Source organism: Stenotrophomonas sp. YJH_SMC_81 (genome assembly GCF_059370875.1).
Genome location: NZ_JCAFUB010000009.1, coordinates 18,715 through 31,653 on the forward strand (window position 1 = coordinate 18,715; position 12,939 = coordinate 31,653).

Annotated in this window: 13 protein-coding genes; 5 read left to right on the forward strand and 8 right to left on the reverse strand. The window is 67.4% G+C overall.

Going from position 1 to position 12,939, the window contains the following annotated elements; translation table 11 throughout:
• Nucleotides 1–13 precede the first annotated feature (13 nt).
• The 4 genes from betT to AC5P8U_RS16260 all read right to left on the reverse strand — a co-directional run bounded on the left by betT (nt 14) and on the right by AC5P8U_RS16260 (nt 3,330).
• Nucleotides 14–1,993 carry a choline BCCT transporter BetT gene (gene betT, locus AC5P8U_RS16245; protein WP_072167517.1) on the reverse strand — a complete coding sequence of 660 codons (1,980 nt, stop codon included), beginning with the start codon at nt 1,991–1,993 and terminating at the stop codon, nt 14–16.
• A gap of 183 nt (nt 1,994–2,176) precedes the next feature.
• On the reverse strand, nt 2,177–2,557 hold the full coding sequence (locus AC5P8U_RS16250; protein ID WP_072167516.1) for a VOC family protein: 381 nt from the start codon (nt 2,555–2,557) through the stop codon (nt 2,177–2,179).
• Between the two features lie 96 nt (nt 2,558–2,653).
• The gene (locus tag AC5P8U_RS16255; RefSeq protein ID WP_072167515.1) at nt 2,654–2,977 is read right to left on the reverse strand and encodes a DMT family transporter; all 324 of its coding nucleotides are present in this window, start codon (nt 2,975–2,977) and stop codon (nt 2,654–2,656) included.
• Nucleotides 2,977–3,330, reverse strand: coding sequence for an SMR family transporter (locus AC5P8U_RS16260; protein ID WP_088497872.1), 354 nt, complete (start codon nt 3,328–3,330; stop codon nt 2,977–2,979). The genes AC5P8U_RS16255 and AC5P8U_RS16260 overlap by 1 nt, the downstream gene beginning before the upstream one ends.
• A 160-nt stretch (nt 3,331–3,490) precedes the next feature.
• Between AC5P8U_RS16260 and AC5P8U_RS16265 the strand changes: the two genes are divergently transcribed.
• On the forward strand, nt 3,491–4,342 hold the full coding sequence (locus AC5P8U_RS16265) for a LysR family transcriptional regulator (RefSeq protein WP_072167513.1): 852 nt from the start codon (nt 3,491–3,493) through the stop codon (nt 4,340–4,342).
• Nucleotides 4,343–4,443: 101 nt separating this feature from the next.
• Here the strand turns inward: AC5P8U_RS16265 and AC5P8U_RS16270 are convergent, their stop codons facing one another.
• On the reverse strand, nt 4,444–5,364 hold the full coding sequence (locus AC5P8U_RS16270; RefSeq protein WP_072167512.1) for a M14 family metallopeptidase: 921 nt from the start codon (nt 5,362–5,364) through the stop codon (nt 4,444–4,446).
• A gap of 131 nt (nt 5,365–5,495) precedes the next feature.
• Here AC5P8U_RS16270 and AC5P8U_RS16275 point away from each other — a divergent pair, with 131 nt between their 5' ends.
• The 3 genes from AC5P8U_RS16275 (at nt 5,496) to AC5P8U_RS16285 (ending at nt 10,230) form a co-directional block, all read left to right on the forward strand.
• Nucleotides 5,496–7,577: a TonB-dependent receptor family protein gene (locus AC5P8U_RS16275; protein WP_447897416.1), complete on the forward strand. Its 2,082-nt coding sequence runs from the start codon at nt 5,496–5,498 to the stop codon at nt 7,575–7,577.
• A 62-nt stretch (nt 7,578–7,639) separates the two neighbouring features.
• Nucleotides 7,640–9,412 carry a chloride channel protein gene (locus AC5P8U_RS16280; protein WP_447897417.1) on the forward strand — a complete coding sequence of 591 codons (1,773 nt, stop codon included), beginning with the start codon at nt 7,640–7,642 and terminating at the stop codon, nt 9,410–9,412.
• 101 nt (nt 9,413–9,513) lie between these two features.
• Nucleotides 9,514–10,230 carry an MgtC/SapB family protein gene (locus AC5P8U_RS16285; protein ID WP_495214236.1) on the forward strand — a complete coding sequence of 239 codons (717 nt, stop codon included), beginning with the start codon at nt 9,514–9,516 and terminating at the stop codon, nt 10,228–10,230.
• A 30-nt stretch (nt 10,231–10,260) separates the two neighbouring features.
• Here AC5P8U_RS16285 and AC5P8U_RS16290 read toward each other — a convergent pair whose 3' ends face one another.
• A complete protein-coding gene (locus AC5P8U_RS16290) occupies nt 10,261–10,665 on the reverse strand; it encodes a MerR family transcriptional regulator (RefSeq protein WP_088497877.1) in 405 nt (134 codons plus the stop codon).
• Nucleotides 10,666–10,728: 63 nt separating this feature from the next.
• On the opposite strand from AC5P8U_RS16290, the gene AC5P8U_RS16295 reads away from it, so the two are divergent.
• Nucleotides 10,729–11,556 carry a class I SAM-dependent methyltransferase gene (locus AC5P8U_RS16295; RefSeq protein ID WP_072167508.1) on the forward strand — a complete coding sequence of 276 codons (828 nt, stop codon included), beginning with the start codon at nt 10,729–10,731 and terminating at the stop codon, nt 11,554–11,556.
• A gap of 81 nt (nt 11,557–11,637) precedes the next feature.
• On the opposite strand, the gene AC5P8U_RS16300 is transcribed toward AC5P8U_RS16295, so the two are convergent.
• Both AC5P8U_RS16300 and AC5P8U_RS16305 read right to left on the reverse strand, forming a co-directional pair.
• Nucleotides 11,638–11,901: a DUF6959 family protein gene (locus tag AC5P8U_RS16300; RefSeq protein ID WP_231352155.1), complete on the reverse strand. Its 264-nt coding sequence runs from the start codon at nt 11,899–11,901 to the stop codon at nt 11,638–11,640.
• Nucleotides 11,902–12,048: 147 nt separating this feature from the next.
• The gene (locus tag AC5P8U_RS16305; protein WP_111200613.1) at nt 12,049–12,885 is read right to left on the reverse strand and encodes an OmpA family protein; all 837 of its coding nucleotides are present in this window, start codon (nt 12,883–12,885) and stop codon (nt 12,049–12,051) included.
• Between the last annotated feature and the right edge of the window lie 54 nt (nt 12,886–12,939).

Consider the following 12,939-nt stretch of genomic DNA (forward strand, 5'->3'; position numbering starts at 1 on the left):
CGCACCCACCGCATCAACGGCTCAGGTGCAGGAACTGCAGGTGCCGTTCGTACTGGCTGATGATGTCGTTGATGATCTGCTTGCGGCTGTAGCCCACCAGGTCGTAATCCTGGCTGCCTTCGAACAGATGTACCTCAGCGCGGTAGTAGCGCTGATTGCGCAGCTGCTGGGCAGCGAACGACGGGGTCAGGTAGCCGCTGAGGATCACCCGGTACAGGAAGTCCTGCTGCTCGCCGTGGTTCACCGTCAGCTCCATGTCGCCGGCCTCGAAGCGGGTGGATACATCCCAACCCTGCCCGCGCAGCTGCTCGGCCACCGCCTCCATCGCCGGCTTCACCGTGTCATCCATGAAACGGTAGACCTGGTCGCGTACCGGGAAGTGCATGGCCTGGCTCAGGCGCTGGCGCCAGCCCTGATGATGGCGATCGTCTCCGATCAAGGGCGATGGCCGGTATTGCAGCGCGCGCTTGCGGTGCGACTCGTCACTGAACGCGCGGGTCAGGCCCCACATCATCAGCAACAGGATCGCCGAGAACGGCAGCGATGCCAGCACCACCGCCGATTTCAATGCATCGATGCTGCCGGCCAGCAACAACCCGGCGGTCAGCACCGCGATCACCGTGCCCCAGAACACGCGCAGCCAGCGCGGACCATCGTCTTCGGGTGATCCACCATGCGACGACAGCGTGGACAACACCACCGCCCCTGAATCAGCGGAGGTCACGAAGAAGATGAAGCTCACCAGCACCGTCACCGCGATCACCGTGCGGCTCCACGGGTAGCCGTCCAGCAGCGCGTACAGCACCGTCGGTGGATCATCCACCGCCAGCTGCGCCAGTTGCTGCTGGCCGTGGTGGAGCACCTGGTCCAGCGCGCTGTTGCCGAAGATCGACAGCCAGGCCAGGGTGAAGCCGAGCGGGATCAGCAGCACCCCGAATACGAATTCGCGGATGGTGCGGCCACGTGAGATGCGCGCGATGAAAAGGCCGACGAACGGTGCCCAGCCGATCCACCAGGCCCAGTAGAACACCGTCCAGCCGCCCAGCCATTCCGGTCGGCCGCCATAGGCGTACACATCGAAACTCTTGCCGACCACGCTGCCCAGGTAGTCGCCCAGGTTCTGCATCAGCGTGCTGAACAGGTACTGCGTCGGCCCGGCGAACAGCATGAACAGCACCAGCGCGATCGCCAGCAGCATGTTGATGTTGGCCATCCAGCGCACGCCCTTCTCGACGCCGGACACGGCCACGGCCACCGCCGCGCCCATCATGCTGACCACCAGGATGATCTGCACCAGGTTGGAGTGCGGAATGTCGAACAGGTGCGACAGACCGGCATTGAGGTGCAGCACGCCGAAGCCCATGTCGGCACCGATGCCGAATACGGTGGCGACGATGCCCAGCGCGTCCACGGTGTATCCGATCGGGCCGTTGATGCGCTTGCCGATCAGCGGGTACAGCGCCGAGCGCAGGGCCAGTGGCAGGTTGTGGCGATAGGCGAAGTAGGCCATCGCCATCGCCGCCAGCGCGAACACGCCCCAGCCGTGCAGGCCCCAGTGCAGGAACAGCAGCTGCATGGCCTGGCGCGCGCCAGCCTCGCCTGCGGCCGGATCGCCCTGCGGCGGCTGCAGGTAGTGGGTCAGCGGTTCGGACACGCAGAAGAAGAACAGGGTGATGCTGATGCCGGCGGCGAACAGCATGCCGGCCCACGAGAGGTAACTGAACTCCGGCTCGTCATGGTCGGCACCCAGCTTGATGCCACCGTACTTGGACAGCGCCACGCCCACCACGAACACCAGGTACAGGGTCATGGCCAGCAGGTAGTACCAGCCGACGTTGAGGGCGGCCCAATCCTGTGCCTTGAGCAGAAGGCGGCCCGCGCCGAGCGGGAACAGGCTGACGAACAGCGCGAACGCCACGACAATGATCGCCGCGAAGGCGAACACAGGCCGAAGGGTGCGCACCGGGGATTGTTGCGGCTCCAGTACTTCCATGGGGCGGCGTTCTCCGGTAGATCAAAGGGTTAGCCGACCGATTCTGGCTGAACCGCAGTGGACAGAGCATGAAGTTGCGGCCTGCGGTCGCAGGCCCGTCCGCTCATTCCGTGGTATCACGCGCGCGCCGGAGTGCCACCTTGCCCGCGCGGGCTGCGGCGCGGCCACGCACATCCTGTCCGATCACGACATTACGTGCACCGCACACAGCTTGTTGCCATCCGGGTCACGCAGATAGGCCAGGAACACCTGGCGACCGGACATGTTGCGGACGCCGGGCGGATCTTCGATGGCGGTGCCACCGTGAGCCACTCCAGCCTCCTGCCAGGCACGCACGGCCTCTGCACTGCCCAGACTGAAACCGATGGTGCCACCGTTGGCATGGCACGCTGGCTGCCCATCGATCGGCGCGGTTACACCGAACATCCGCCCATCCTTGAAGTACAGCAGCCGTCCCTTCTCGTCCAATACGCCCGCCCGCGCGTCCATCGCGGCGAACAGGGCGTCGTAGAAGCGACGTGCGGCATCCATGTCGTTCGTTCCTACGGTGATGTGGCTGAACATGCGGGCACTCCATGTGGAAAACCGCAGTGTCGATGAGCATGGGCGACTTCGCAAATCGCTGCATCATCGCCGCCCCGCTCGCGACCGGACGTGCTGCTACTTGGCGGTGCTGAGCAGCAGTACCGCCGCCGTGACCAGGGCGATGCCAATCCAGCCGATCGGCCGCAGGCGGTTACCGAACAACAGGCGGCCGCAGCTGGCGGTGCCGATCACGCCGATCGCCCCCCACATCGCATAGGCCGTGGCCAGATCCATGTAGCGTACGGCCTGGCCCAGCAGGGCGAAGGCAATCCAGACCAGGACGATCGCACCGACGCCCCAGCGCCAACGACGGAAACCTTCCGACTTGGCCACCATCATGTTGGCGGCGACGTCGATCAACGCCGAGCAGATCACGAAAAACAGGGCCAGGGTATTCATCAGTGCGCCTCCCCGAGGGTGACGCAGACGATGCCGGCCACGGCCAGCATCAGGCCGGCCAGCTGCTGCAGCGACAGGCTCTCGCCGAACACGGTGAGGCCGACCACGGTCAGCAGGGTCAGGCCGAGGCCTTCCCACACCGCGTAGGCCACGCCCACGGCGATGCGGCGCACCGACTGCGCCAGGAAGAAGTAGGACAGCGCCAGCGCGCCGGCCATGATCAGGTAGCCGGTCCAGCCGCCATCGCGGGCGGCATGGGCCATGAACGAGGTGCCGACCACTTCGGCGACGATCGCCACGGTCAGGCAGGCCCAGGCGGCGAGCGCGCCACGGGCGGCAACAGTACGGGACATGTGAAGCTCCTTGCAGGGCGGGGACCGCGCCGCCTCTTCAATGGGTCCACGGCATGCGTGGACGGTCCGGAACGCCCCGCAGACAAGGGCGACGGCGGCCAGTATCATCGCCTTTTACGGTGGTATCAAAATGGATTCCATCGACAGGAGCGATGGTTCAATGCCCTACTCCCCCGAATCCCTGCAGGCCTTCGTGGAAGCCGCCGCGCTGGGCTCGTTCTCGGCGGCGGCGCGCCGCCTGCGCAAGACGCAGTCAACGGTCAGTACCGCCATTGCCCATCTGGAGGCCGACCTCGGGGTGAGCCTGTTCGACCGCAGCGGGCGCTACCCCCGGTTGACCGAGGCCGGGCGCCAAGTGCTTGGCCATGCCCAGGAAATCCTCGCCGCCGATGCCCGCCTGCAGCAGTTGAGTGTGCGCCTGGCCGCGCCGGTCGAAGCGCGGCTGACCGTGGTGTTTTCCGACGTGTACCAGCTCGATCCGGAGCAGCGCGTGCTGCAGCGCTTTGCCGAAGCATTCCCGGAGATCGAACTGGAATGGCTGGATGCCGAAGGCGATGACGTGCTGGAGCTGGTCGGCAGCGGCCGCGCCGCGCTGGGCCTGCTGCCGCGCCAGGAAAGCTATCCGGATGGTCTGGTGGCACGGCCATTGGCCCATCACAGCGAGCTGTCGGTGTATGTGGCGCGCGACCATGCGCTGGCCGACGCCGGCCGTCGCGCAGCTTCCCAGCTGGCACGGTACCGGCAGGTGCGATTGAGCGCGGAGGTCGACCATGCGCGGGCGGTTACCGGGCTGGCGTGGACCGCCACCGACTACCTGATGGTGATGGAGATGGCCGAGGACGGCATCGGCTGGGCCGAGCTGCCACGCGCGCTGGTACAGCGCTACGACCGCGGGCAGCTGGTGGAACTGACGCTGCCCGGCTGGCCACGACGCATCCACAGCGACCTGCTGTGGCGCCGCGACACGCCGCCGGGACCGGCCGCACTGTGGTGGGCCGACGCGTTGGGATGACACAAAAAAGGGGACGGAGGGGATCAAGTCGTTTGTGCCACAAACGACTTGATCCCCTCCGTCCCCTTTTTCAGTTGCCGGCCAGCGGCCGGCACTACCGGTCAACGATGGGCGAGCGCGTAATCCAGCGCCGCGCACACCGCGGCCACCTGCGCGTCGTTGCACTGCTGCGGGGTCGCCCGGGGGCTGTCCGGGTAGACCTCGGTGGTGGTAGTGAACTTCGCACCGGTGATGCCCGCGCACAGTCCGAGCTTCACCAGCGGATACTCGATCACGCCGTGGGCCACCACCGGCGAGCCGATGATCTCGCCCTTGTCGTCGGCCGGGGCGATGTGGGTCACCTTTTCCACCGCAGCGATCACCGCCTGCTGGAAGGCCGGCTGCGGGTTCTCGCTGTCATCCACCAGGTAGAAGCCATCGGGGATCAGGCCCGGCTCGAACGGCTTGCCGTCACGTGCCGCCAGCGCTGGGCGGAACTCGCTCTCGTCGCTGTCGGTGGTCTCGTGCAGGTCGATGTGCAGCACGAACTGGCCCTTGTACGGCGCGATCAGATCGATCACCGCCGTTGATTCACGCGCCGGGCCATCGGCGCGGAAGTTGCGGTTCGGGTCGATCGCATCGAAGTTCCAGCGGTTGATGCGCTCGAAACCCCACGGGTTCACGCACGGCGCGACCAGCAGGTTGGCCTTGGCGGCATAGTTGGCGGCGTGCTTCTCGAGGAATTCCAGCGCGCCCATCACGCCGCTGGTCTCGTAGCCGTGCACGCCACCGGTGACCAGTGCGGCCGGCAGCGCCGGGTTCCAGTCGCGGCTGCGCAGGGCAAACAGGGTATAGCTCTCGCCGGCGTAGTCGAGCTGACCATAGGCCACCTTGTCGAAGCGCGATGCGAGCGACTCGATGCGCGGCAGCACCTCCTTGTCATACCGACGCAGGCGCTGCTGGCGGCCACGCCACAGCTCCCGTTGCGCCGCTCCCCACGGTTGGCCAGGGGTTCCGACGGGGTAGAAGGCGGCTTGGGACATGGCGGATCTCAGCGAGTCAGGAAACAATCGCCCACTCTATCACCGGGGCACGGGCATGAACCGGGGGCGCATTCCAATAGCGAATGGAATCAGCAATAATTCTCATTTGCGACCTTCCACAACCTCTACCGATGGCCATCCACGCCCTGCAACCGGCCCGCCTGCCCCTGGCCGCCGCCCTCGCCCTGTGCCTGCTTCCGGCCACCCGCGCCTTTGCCCAGGACCGCGCCACTACGCTGGACAGCATCCAGGTCTCGGGCAGCTGGCTCGGCACCGGCCTGCATGACAGCGTCAAGCGCTTTGCCGGCGCACGCACGGTGGTCGACCGCCAGCGCATCGAGGCCAGCGGCGCGGCCAGCATCGGCGATGCCATGCGCCGCATCCCCGGCGTGCAGGTCACCGAAAACTCCGGCACCGCCGGCAGTTCCGTGTCGCTGAACATCGGCGTTCGTGGCCTGACCGGGCGCTACTCGCCGCGTTCGACGGTACTGCTGGACGGCGTGCCGCTGGCGGTAGCGCCGTATGGGCAGCCGCAGCTGTCGTTCGCGCCGACCAGCCTGTCGAACATCGAATCGATCGACGTGGTGCGTGGTGGCGGCGCGGTACGCTACGGCCCGCAGAACGTGGGCGGCATCATCAACTTCAGTACCCGTGCCATTCCCACCGGCACCGGCCTGCATGGCGAAGCCGGTGTGCGCTACACCGCCTACGACCACGGCGGCGGCGACAGCACCCAGTACAACGCCTTCCTCGGCGGCACCGGCGACAATGGCCTGGGCGCGGCCCTGCTGTACTCCGGCCAGGACGGCCGCGGCTGGCGCCAGGGCAGCGATGACCGCTTCAACGACCTGGCGCTGAAGTTCGCCTATGCCATCGACGAACAACAGGAACTGCGCGCCAAGCTGTCCTACTACGATGTGCGCTCGCTGACCCCGGGCGGCCTGACTCGCGCCCAGTACGAGGCCGACCCGTTCCAGAACATCCGCCCCACCGATTTCTGGAAGGGTCATCGCACCGGCATCGACCTGGGCTACACCAACACGCTGTCGGCCAACAGCGAGTTCGAGGTGCTGGCTTATTACAACGAGAGCACCCGTGCCAGCTCGCTGATCAACGCCGCCAACACCCAGTTGACCGTGCAGCCGCGCGAATACCGCGTGCTCGGCATCGAGCCGCGCTACACCCAGCGCCTGCATTGGGGTGCAAGCGTTCACGACATCACCGCCGGCTACCGTTTCCTGCGCGAACGTGGAAACGACCGCAGCTACACCGTCACCCGCCGCACCGGCGTGGCCGGCGCCACCAACCGCTTCGACAACGCCACCGACGCCCACGCGTTCTACATCGACGACCGCATCGCGATCGGCCAGTGGCGGATCACCCCGGGCGTGCGCATGGAGTGGATCGACATGGACCGCCGCCAGGCCGGTGGCGCGGCGACCTTCAGCAGCCGCAACGACAAGGCTCTGCCCTCGCTCAACATCGCTTATCTGCTGACTCCGCAGCTGACCGTGTTCGGCAACTACACCACCTCGTTCGGGCCGGTGCAGAACATCCAGCTCAATTCGCAGACGGCCAGCAACCCGCTGAACCCGGAAATCGCCAGGACCACCGAGCTGGGCGCGCGCTGGCAGGACGGCGCCCTGCGCGCGGAAGTGACCGTGTTCAAGATGCGCTTCGACAACCAGATCCTGCAGGTGCCGGGCATCACCCCGCCGACCTTCCAGAACATCGGCGCCACCGACCACAAGGGCGTGGAGAGCGCGGTGGAGTACCACTTCGCCGAGGACAGTGCGCTGGCCGGGTTGGAGCTGTACGCCAACTACACCTGGACCAAGGCGGTCCAGCAGTCCGGTGACAACCGTGGCCTGGACGTGCCGTTCTACTCGCGCGACACCGACAGCGTCGGCGCCCGCTACGCGCTGGCTGGCTGGACCTTCAATGTCTCCAGCACCCACCAGAGCGGCCAGTTCTTCGATGCCGCCAACACCTGGGAAGAAACCGCCGATGCGCGCGTGGGCCGCGTGCCGGGCGTGCGCCTGTGGAATGCGCAGGTGGCCTGGCAGGTGCCGGGCCTGGGTGACAGCGAGATCGTGCTGGGCGTGAACAACCTGGCCGACACGCGCTGGTACACCCGCAACGTCGATGGCAACGCCGGCCGCATGGTGGCCGCACCGCGCACCTTCTACGTGCAGGGTCGCTACCGCTTCTGAAGCGGTAGCCGCCCGATGCAGTGACGGTGGCGATCACGGTGGCGGCGTATCATGCCGCCACCATGTCACTGCCTGTTTCGCCATCGCGCCTGCATTCGGCCTTCCAGGGCCTGCGCCTGCGGCTGCGCGGCAGCGACCTGTGGTTCATCGCACTTGCCCTGCTGGTCGGCCTGCTTGCCGGCTACCTGACCCTGCTGCAGTCCGGCATCGCACGCTGGCTGCAGGGCACGCTGTACGGGCTGGATGAAGGGATGCGCCTGAGCTCCCTGCCCTCGATGACCTGGACCGCGCTGCTGGTGCTGCCGCTGGGTGGCCTGCTGGTGGGCCTGGTCAGTTTGGCGGCAACGCGACTCAAGCGGCCCCTGCTCGATGCGGTGGAAGCCAATGCCCTGCACGGCGGCCGCATGTCGATGCGCGACAACCTGATCGTGCTGACCCAGACCCTGCTGTCCAATGGTTGCGGCGCCTCGGTCGGGCTGGAAGCTTCGTATACGCAGATGGGGGCCGGCACTGGCTCGCAGCTGGGCCGGGTGATGCGCCTGCGCCGCAACGATGTGCGCATCCTGGTCGGCGCCGGTGCCGCCGGTGCCATTGCCGCCGCCTTCGGTGCGCCGCTGGCCGGTGCGTTCTATGCCTTCGAGATCGTCATCGGCGCCTACACGCCGGCCGCACTGGCCCCGGTGGCGGTCGCCGCGCTGGCCGGCGCGTTTGTGGCCGACCAGGCCGGCATCGAGGCCTACCTGCTGCCCGCCGCCTCGACCATCGACGTGCGCGCCGCCGACTACGCCATCTACGGCCTGCTCGGCTGCTGCTGCGCGATGGTCGGCATTGTCATCATGCGGCTCATCGCCTCGATCGAGGGCACGGTCAAGCGCAGCCCGCTGCCTGCCTGGGGTCGGCCGGTGGTGGGCGGCCTGCTGCTGATCCCGCTGGCCATGGCAAGCCCACAGGTGCTGTCGTCAGGCCACGGCGCGCTGCATCTTGACCTGACCACGCATCTGCCGCTGATCTGGATCGGCGGCCTGCTGACCCTGAAATGCCTGGCCTCGGGCATCTCGCTGGGGTTCGGTTTCCGCGGCGGCCTGTTCTTCGCCTCGCTGTTCATGGGTACCCTGGTCGGCGCGCTGTTCGCTGGCTTGCTGGCCATGGCCACCGGCGTGCCGGTAATCGACGCCACCTCCGCCGCGCTGGCCGGCATGGCCGCGCTGGCCGCCGCCGTGGTGGGCGCGCCGATGACCATGGCCATGCTGGTGCTGGAAGGCACCCACGACTTCCTGCTGACCAGCGTGGTGATGAGTGCGGTGCTGGTCTCCAGCACGCTGGTACGGCAGTGGTTCGGCTACTCGTTCTCGACCTGGCGCATGCACCTGCGCGGGGAGACCATCAAGAGTGCCCGCGACGTGGGCTGGGTACAGAACCTCAGCGCCGGCCGGCTGATGCGCAAGGGCGTGGCCACCGCGCCGGGCGATATCGATGCCGCCGCGTTCCGCCAGCGCTTCCCACTGGGCTCGGGCAGCCGGGTGATCCTGATCGACAGCGAGGGGCACTACGCCGGTATCGTACAGATCCCGCGCGTCTACGGCGACGGCGTGAAGCCGGAGACCGCGATCGGTGAGCTTGCCGAGAACCGTGACATCTCGCTGTCGCCGTCCGCGGACGTGGTCAGCGTGATGCAGCGCTTCGACCAGACCCAGGCCGATGAACTGGCCGTGGTCGGCGCCGACGGCCAGGTGCTGGGCGTGGTGTCCGAAGCCTTCGTACGCAAGCGCTATGCCGAGGAACTGGACAAGCGCCAGCGCGAACTGATGGGCGAGCGCGTCGACGACACCGACTGACCCCGAAAAAGGGGACGGAGGGGATTAAGTCGTTTCTGGCACTTCCGGGTATCCACGCATGGCGTGGATCTACTGTCACTTCGACCGGGTAGACTCCGGCCATGCGCTTCATTGAGACCTTCCAGGCCGGTCCTTTCGCCGACACCGTGGTCAGCCTGCTGGCCGCCTTCGTGCTGGGTACGTTGATCGGTGCCGAGCGCCAGTACCGGCAACGCACCGCCGGCCTGCGCACCAACGTGCTGGTGGCAGTCGGTGCCGCCGCCTTCGTCGACCTCGGCATGCGCATCGCCGGCAGTGCCGAGGCGGTGCGGGTGATCTCCTACGTGGTCTCCGGTGTCGGCTTCCTCGGCGCCGGCGTGATCATGAAGGAAGGCATGAACGTGCGTGGCCTGAACACCGCCGCCACCCTGTGGTGCTCTGCAGCGGTCGGCAGCTGCACCGGCGCGGACATGCTGGCCGAGGGCGTGCTGCTGACCGTGCTGATCATCGCCGGCAACACCCTGCTGCGGCCGTTGGTGAATGCCATCAACCGCATTCCGATCAACGAGGCAGCGACCGAAGCCACCTACGAGGTGCGCCTGAGCGTGGATGCCGACGCCGTGCCGCGGGTGCGCGAGCGCCTGGTCGATGCGCTGGAAGCGGCGCAGTATCCGGTGGGCGATGTGCAGGTGGTCAAGCATGCCGACGCGCCTACCGATGTGATCGCGGTGCTGGTCAGTACGGCCGTGAGTGCCGATGAACTGGACGTGGTGCTGGCACGGATGGAGCAGGTGCCGGGCGTGCTGCATGCCACCTGGGAAGTCAGCACCCGCGATTGATGATCCACGCGGGGCGTGGAGGCTCTTCTCTCATCCCCTCGTCCGCTGCTGCGCGCGCAACAGTTTCCGGAACGAACTGCACGACCGGGCATCCTCCGCCAGCGGGCATGCCGCCGCGCGTTGCAGCTGACGGCGCACCCGCTGCAACCGGGTGATCTGCCGCTGCAGCACGTCGGCCTGCGCCAGCAGTGCCTCGCGGTCCAGTGAGATGCGTCCATGCTGCGACGGCAGTGATGCACCAATCTGCTGCAGCGAAAGGCCGGCCGCCTGGCCAAGGCCGATCAAGGCCAGCCGTTCCAGCACCCGCTTGTCGTACTGCCGGCGCAGGCCGCGGCGCCCCAGCGCATGCAACAACCCCAGCTGTTCGTAGTAGCGCAAGGTCGAGGCCGGCACGCCACTGCGCTTGACCACCTCGCCGATATCCAGTTCACGCACGGGCTTGACCTCAAGTGACCTTCAAGCACCAAGCTATGGGCAACTACCCGTCGAGGCAAGGCCATGGCCAGCACATCTCCCATTGATCAGTACGCCCTGTGGAACGGCCCTGGCGGCCAGGCGTGGGTTGCGCAACAGGCTGTTCTTGACGGCCTGTTCCAGCCGATGGCTGACCTGCTGGTCACCGAACTTCCTGAGACCGTTACCGAACTGCTCGACATCGGCTGCGGCACCGGCGCCAGCCTGCTGGCCGCGGCCGCAGCGCGCCCTGCGGCACATTGCACCGGCCTGGACATCTCCGCGCCGATGCTGGCGCTGGCCCGCCAGCGCGCCGAGGCTGCGGGACTGGACGCGGACTTGATCGTGGCAGACGCGCAGCGCCATCCGCTGCCGCCCGCGCACTTCGACTGGATCCAGTCGCGGCTGGGCGTCATGTTCTTCGAGGACAGCCAGGCCGCGTTCGCCAACCTGCATCGTGCCACGACACCCGGCGCTGGGCTGCGCTTCATCGCCTGGCGCAGTGCCGACGAAAATCCATTCATGACCACGGCCGAGCGCGCGATCGGCGATGTACTGGATCTCCCGCCCCGCGTACCCGGCGCACCGGGACAGTTCGCTTTTGCCGATGGCGAGCGCGTGCAGCGCCTGTTGCAGGCCGCCGGCTGGAATGACGTGGAAGTGGTTGCGGTGGACCTGCCCTGTTCGCTCGCCCGCGAAGACCTGCCGACCTATGTCGGCCACCTGGGACCGTTGGGACTGGCCCTGCGATCGATGCCGGAAGCCCGCGCCACAATGCTTCGCGGAAAAGCATTGGCCGCATTCGCGCCGTTCATCGAAGGTGACCGCGTTCGTGTGGATGCCGCCTGTTGGTTGATCCGCGCCCGCGCTTGAAAGAAGGGGACGGAGGGGATTAAGTCGCATATGCCCCGGCTGTGCCGGAAACGACTTAATCCCCTCCGTCCCCTTTTTTTGCTAGAGGGCCTCGCCGGCGTCGGCCAGGCGCGATTCGATCAGGGCGTACCACTGCTGCAGCACGTCGATCAGCATGTCCAGCTCGGCGTCGGCGCGCTGTGCGCGACCGCTGCGCAGGCAGGCCTGGGCTTCCTGCAACTGGGCCAGGAATCCGGCCACGGTGTCGGCCTGCAGGATCAGGCCCGGCAGGCGCCGCCCGGGGATGCGCACCACGGCATGATTGCCGAGCTGGCCGTACACGCTGAGCGTAGCTTCCGTCTTCATGGAGAGTGGCAGGAATTGGGCATTCATCGCGTGCACCGTTTGAAAACCTGAGCCGCAGGCAGGCGTGGACGACGGGGGAGACGTTGCCACGCCTGCCGGCGGTCAGGGGGGACTCGGAATGCCGGGGCACCGCCCCGGCGCAGGAGGTCAATGTGGCTGTGCCATCCCGGCGATCTGCACGCGCCGGTTCGGTGCCAGGCAGGCAATCAGCTCGCGCCGGTTGCGCTGCTCGCACTGCACGATCGGCTCGGCCGCGCCGCGTCCTTCGGCACTGATGCTGGCTGCAGGCACGCCCCCCTGCACCAGCGCGTTGCGCACGGCATCGGCGCGGCGCTGCGACAGTGCCTGGTTGTAGCTGGCGCTGCCGATGCGGTCGGTGTAGCCGGTTACCCTGATCGACTGCACCTGCGCGGCCTCGCGTACCTGCGCCAGGATGCCCTGCACCGCCTGCTGGCCTTCGGCGCTGAGCACCGCGCTGTCGAAGCCGAACAGCGCGTCGGCCGACAGCCGCAGCGGCTGTTCCGGCAGCGGTGCCGGTGCCAGCGGCGCCGGTGGCCGCGGTGGTTCGAGCACGGCCGCGCACGACTCCGGCTTCCAATACCCGCCCTGCGCGATGCCCTTGCTGTCGAAGCGCACCTGGAACTGGCAGGTGAAGTATTCCGCGCCCTGCGCGGTGCGGAAATTGAACAGGTAGTTCCACTCGCGCACGCCCCACATACCCTCATTGAAGTGCGGCGTGCCCAGCAGCGTGTACAGCTGCCGCTTGCTCATGCCCGGCGCGAAGCGGCGCAGGTCGGCGACGTCGGGATAGATGCCTTCCTTCAGCGAGGCCTTGGAGGCCTCCGGGAAGTGCACGGCGGTGGCGTCGGCAGGACCGTCGGCGGCCGGCGCATGGCTGCGGCAGGCGGCCAGCAGGCCCATCCCCAGGATCAGGCCAAGCGTGGCGGCACATTGGCCGGCGCGGGCGATGCGATGCTGTTTCATGTCGTTCCCCCTGTAGACGTTTCCGCGATGCCGGGCCGCGGGTGCGGCCCGGCG

Bases quoted from the DNA above. Each gene is read 5' to 3' on its own strand.
- betT (WP_072167517.1), bottom strand. From the start codon at position 1,993: ATGGAAGTACTGGAGCCGCAACAATCCCCGGTGCGCACCCTTCGGCCT.
- AC5P8U_RS16250 (WP_072167516.1), bottom strand. From the start codon at position 2,557: ATGTTCAGCCACATCACCGTAGGAACGAACGACATGGATGCCGCACGT.
- AC5P8U_RS16255 (WP_072167515.1), bottom strand. From the start codon at position 2,977: ATGAATACCCTGGCCCTGTTTTTCGTGATCTGCTCGGCGTTGATCGAC.
- AC5P8U_RS16260 (WP_088497872.1), bottom strand. From the start codon at position 3,330: ATGTCCCGTACTGTTGCCGCCCGTGGCGCGCTCGCCGCCTGGGCCTGC.
- AC5P8U_RS16265 (WP_072167513.1), top strand. From the start codon at position 3,491: ATGCCCTACTCCCCCGAATCCCTGCAGGCCTTCGTGGAAGCCGCCGCG.
- AC5P8U_RS16270 (WP_072167512.1), bottom strand. From the start codon at position 5,364: ATGTCCCAAGCCGCCTTCTACCCCGTCGGAACCCCTGGCCAACCGTGG.
- AC5P8U_RS16275 (WP_447897416.1), top strand. From the start codon at position 5,496: ATGGCCATCCACGCCCTGCAACCGGCCCGCCTGCCCCTGGCCGCCGCC.
- AC5P8U_RS16280 (WP_447897417.1), top strand. From the start codon at position 7,640: ATGTCACTGCCTGTTTCGCCATCGCGCCTGCATTCGGCCTTCCAGGGC.
- AC5P8U_RS16285 (WP_495214236.1), top strand. From the start codon at position 9,514: ATGCGCTTCATTGAGACCTTCCAGGCCGGTCCTTTCGCCGACACCGTG.
- AC5P8U_RS16295 (WP_072167508.1), top strand. From the start codon at position 10,729: ATGGCCAGCACATCTCCCATTGATCAGTACGCCCTGTGGAACGGCCCT.
- AC5P8U_RS16300 (WP_231352155.1), bottom strand. From the start codon at position 11,901: ATGAAGACGGAAGCTACGCTCAGCGTGTACGGCCAGCTCGGCAATCAT.
- AC5P8U_RS16305 (WP_111200613.1), bottom strand. From the start codon at position 12,885: ATGAAACAGCATCGCATCGCCCGCGCCGGCCAATGTGCCGCCACGCTT.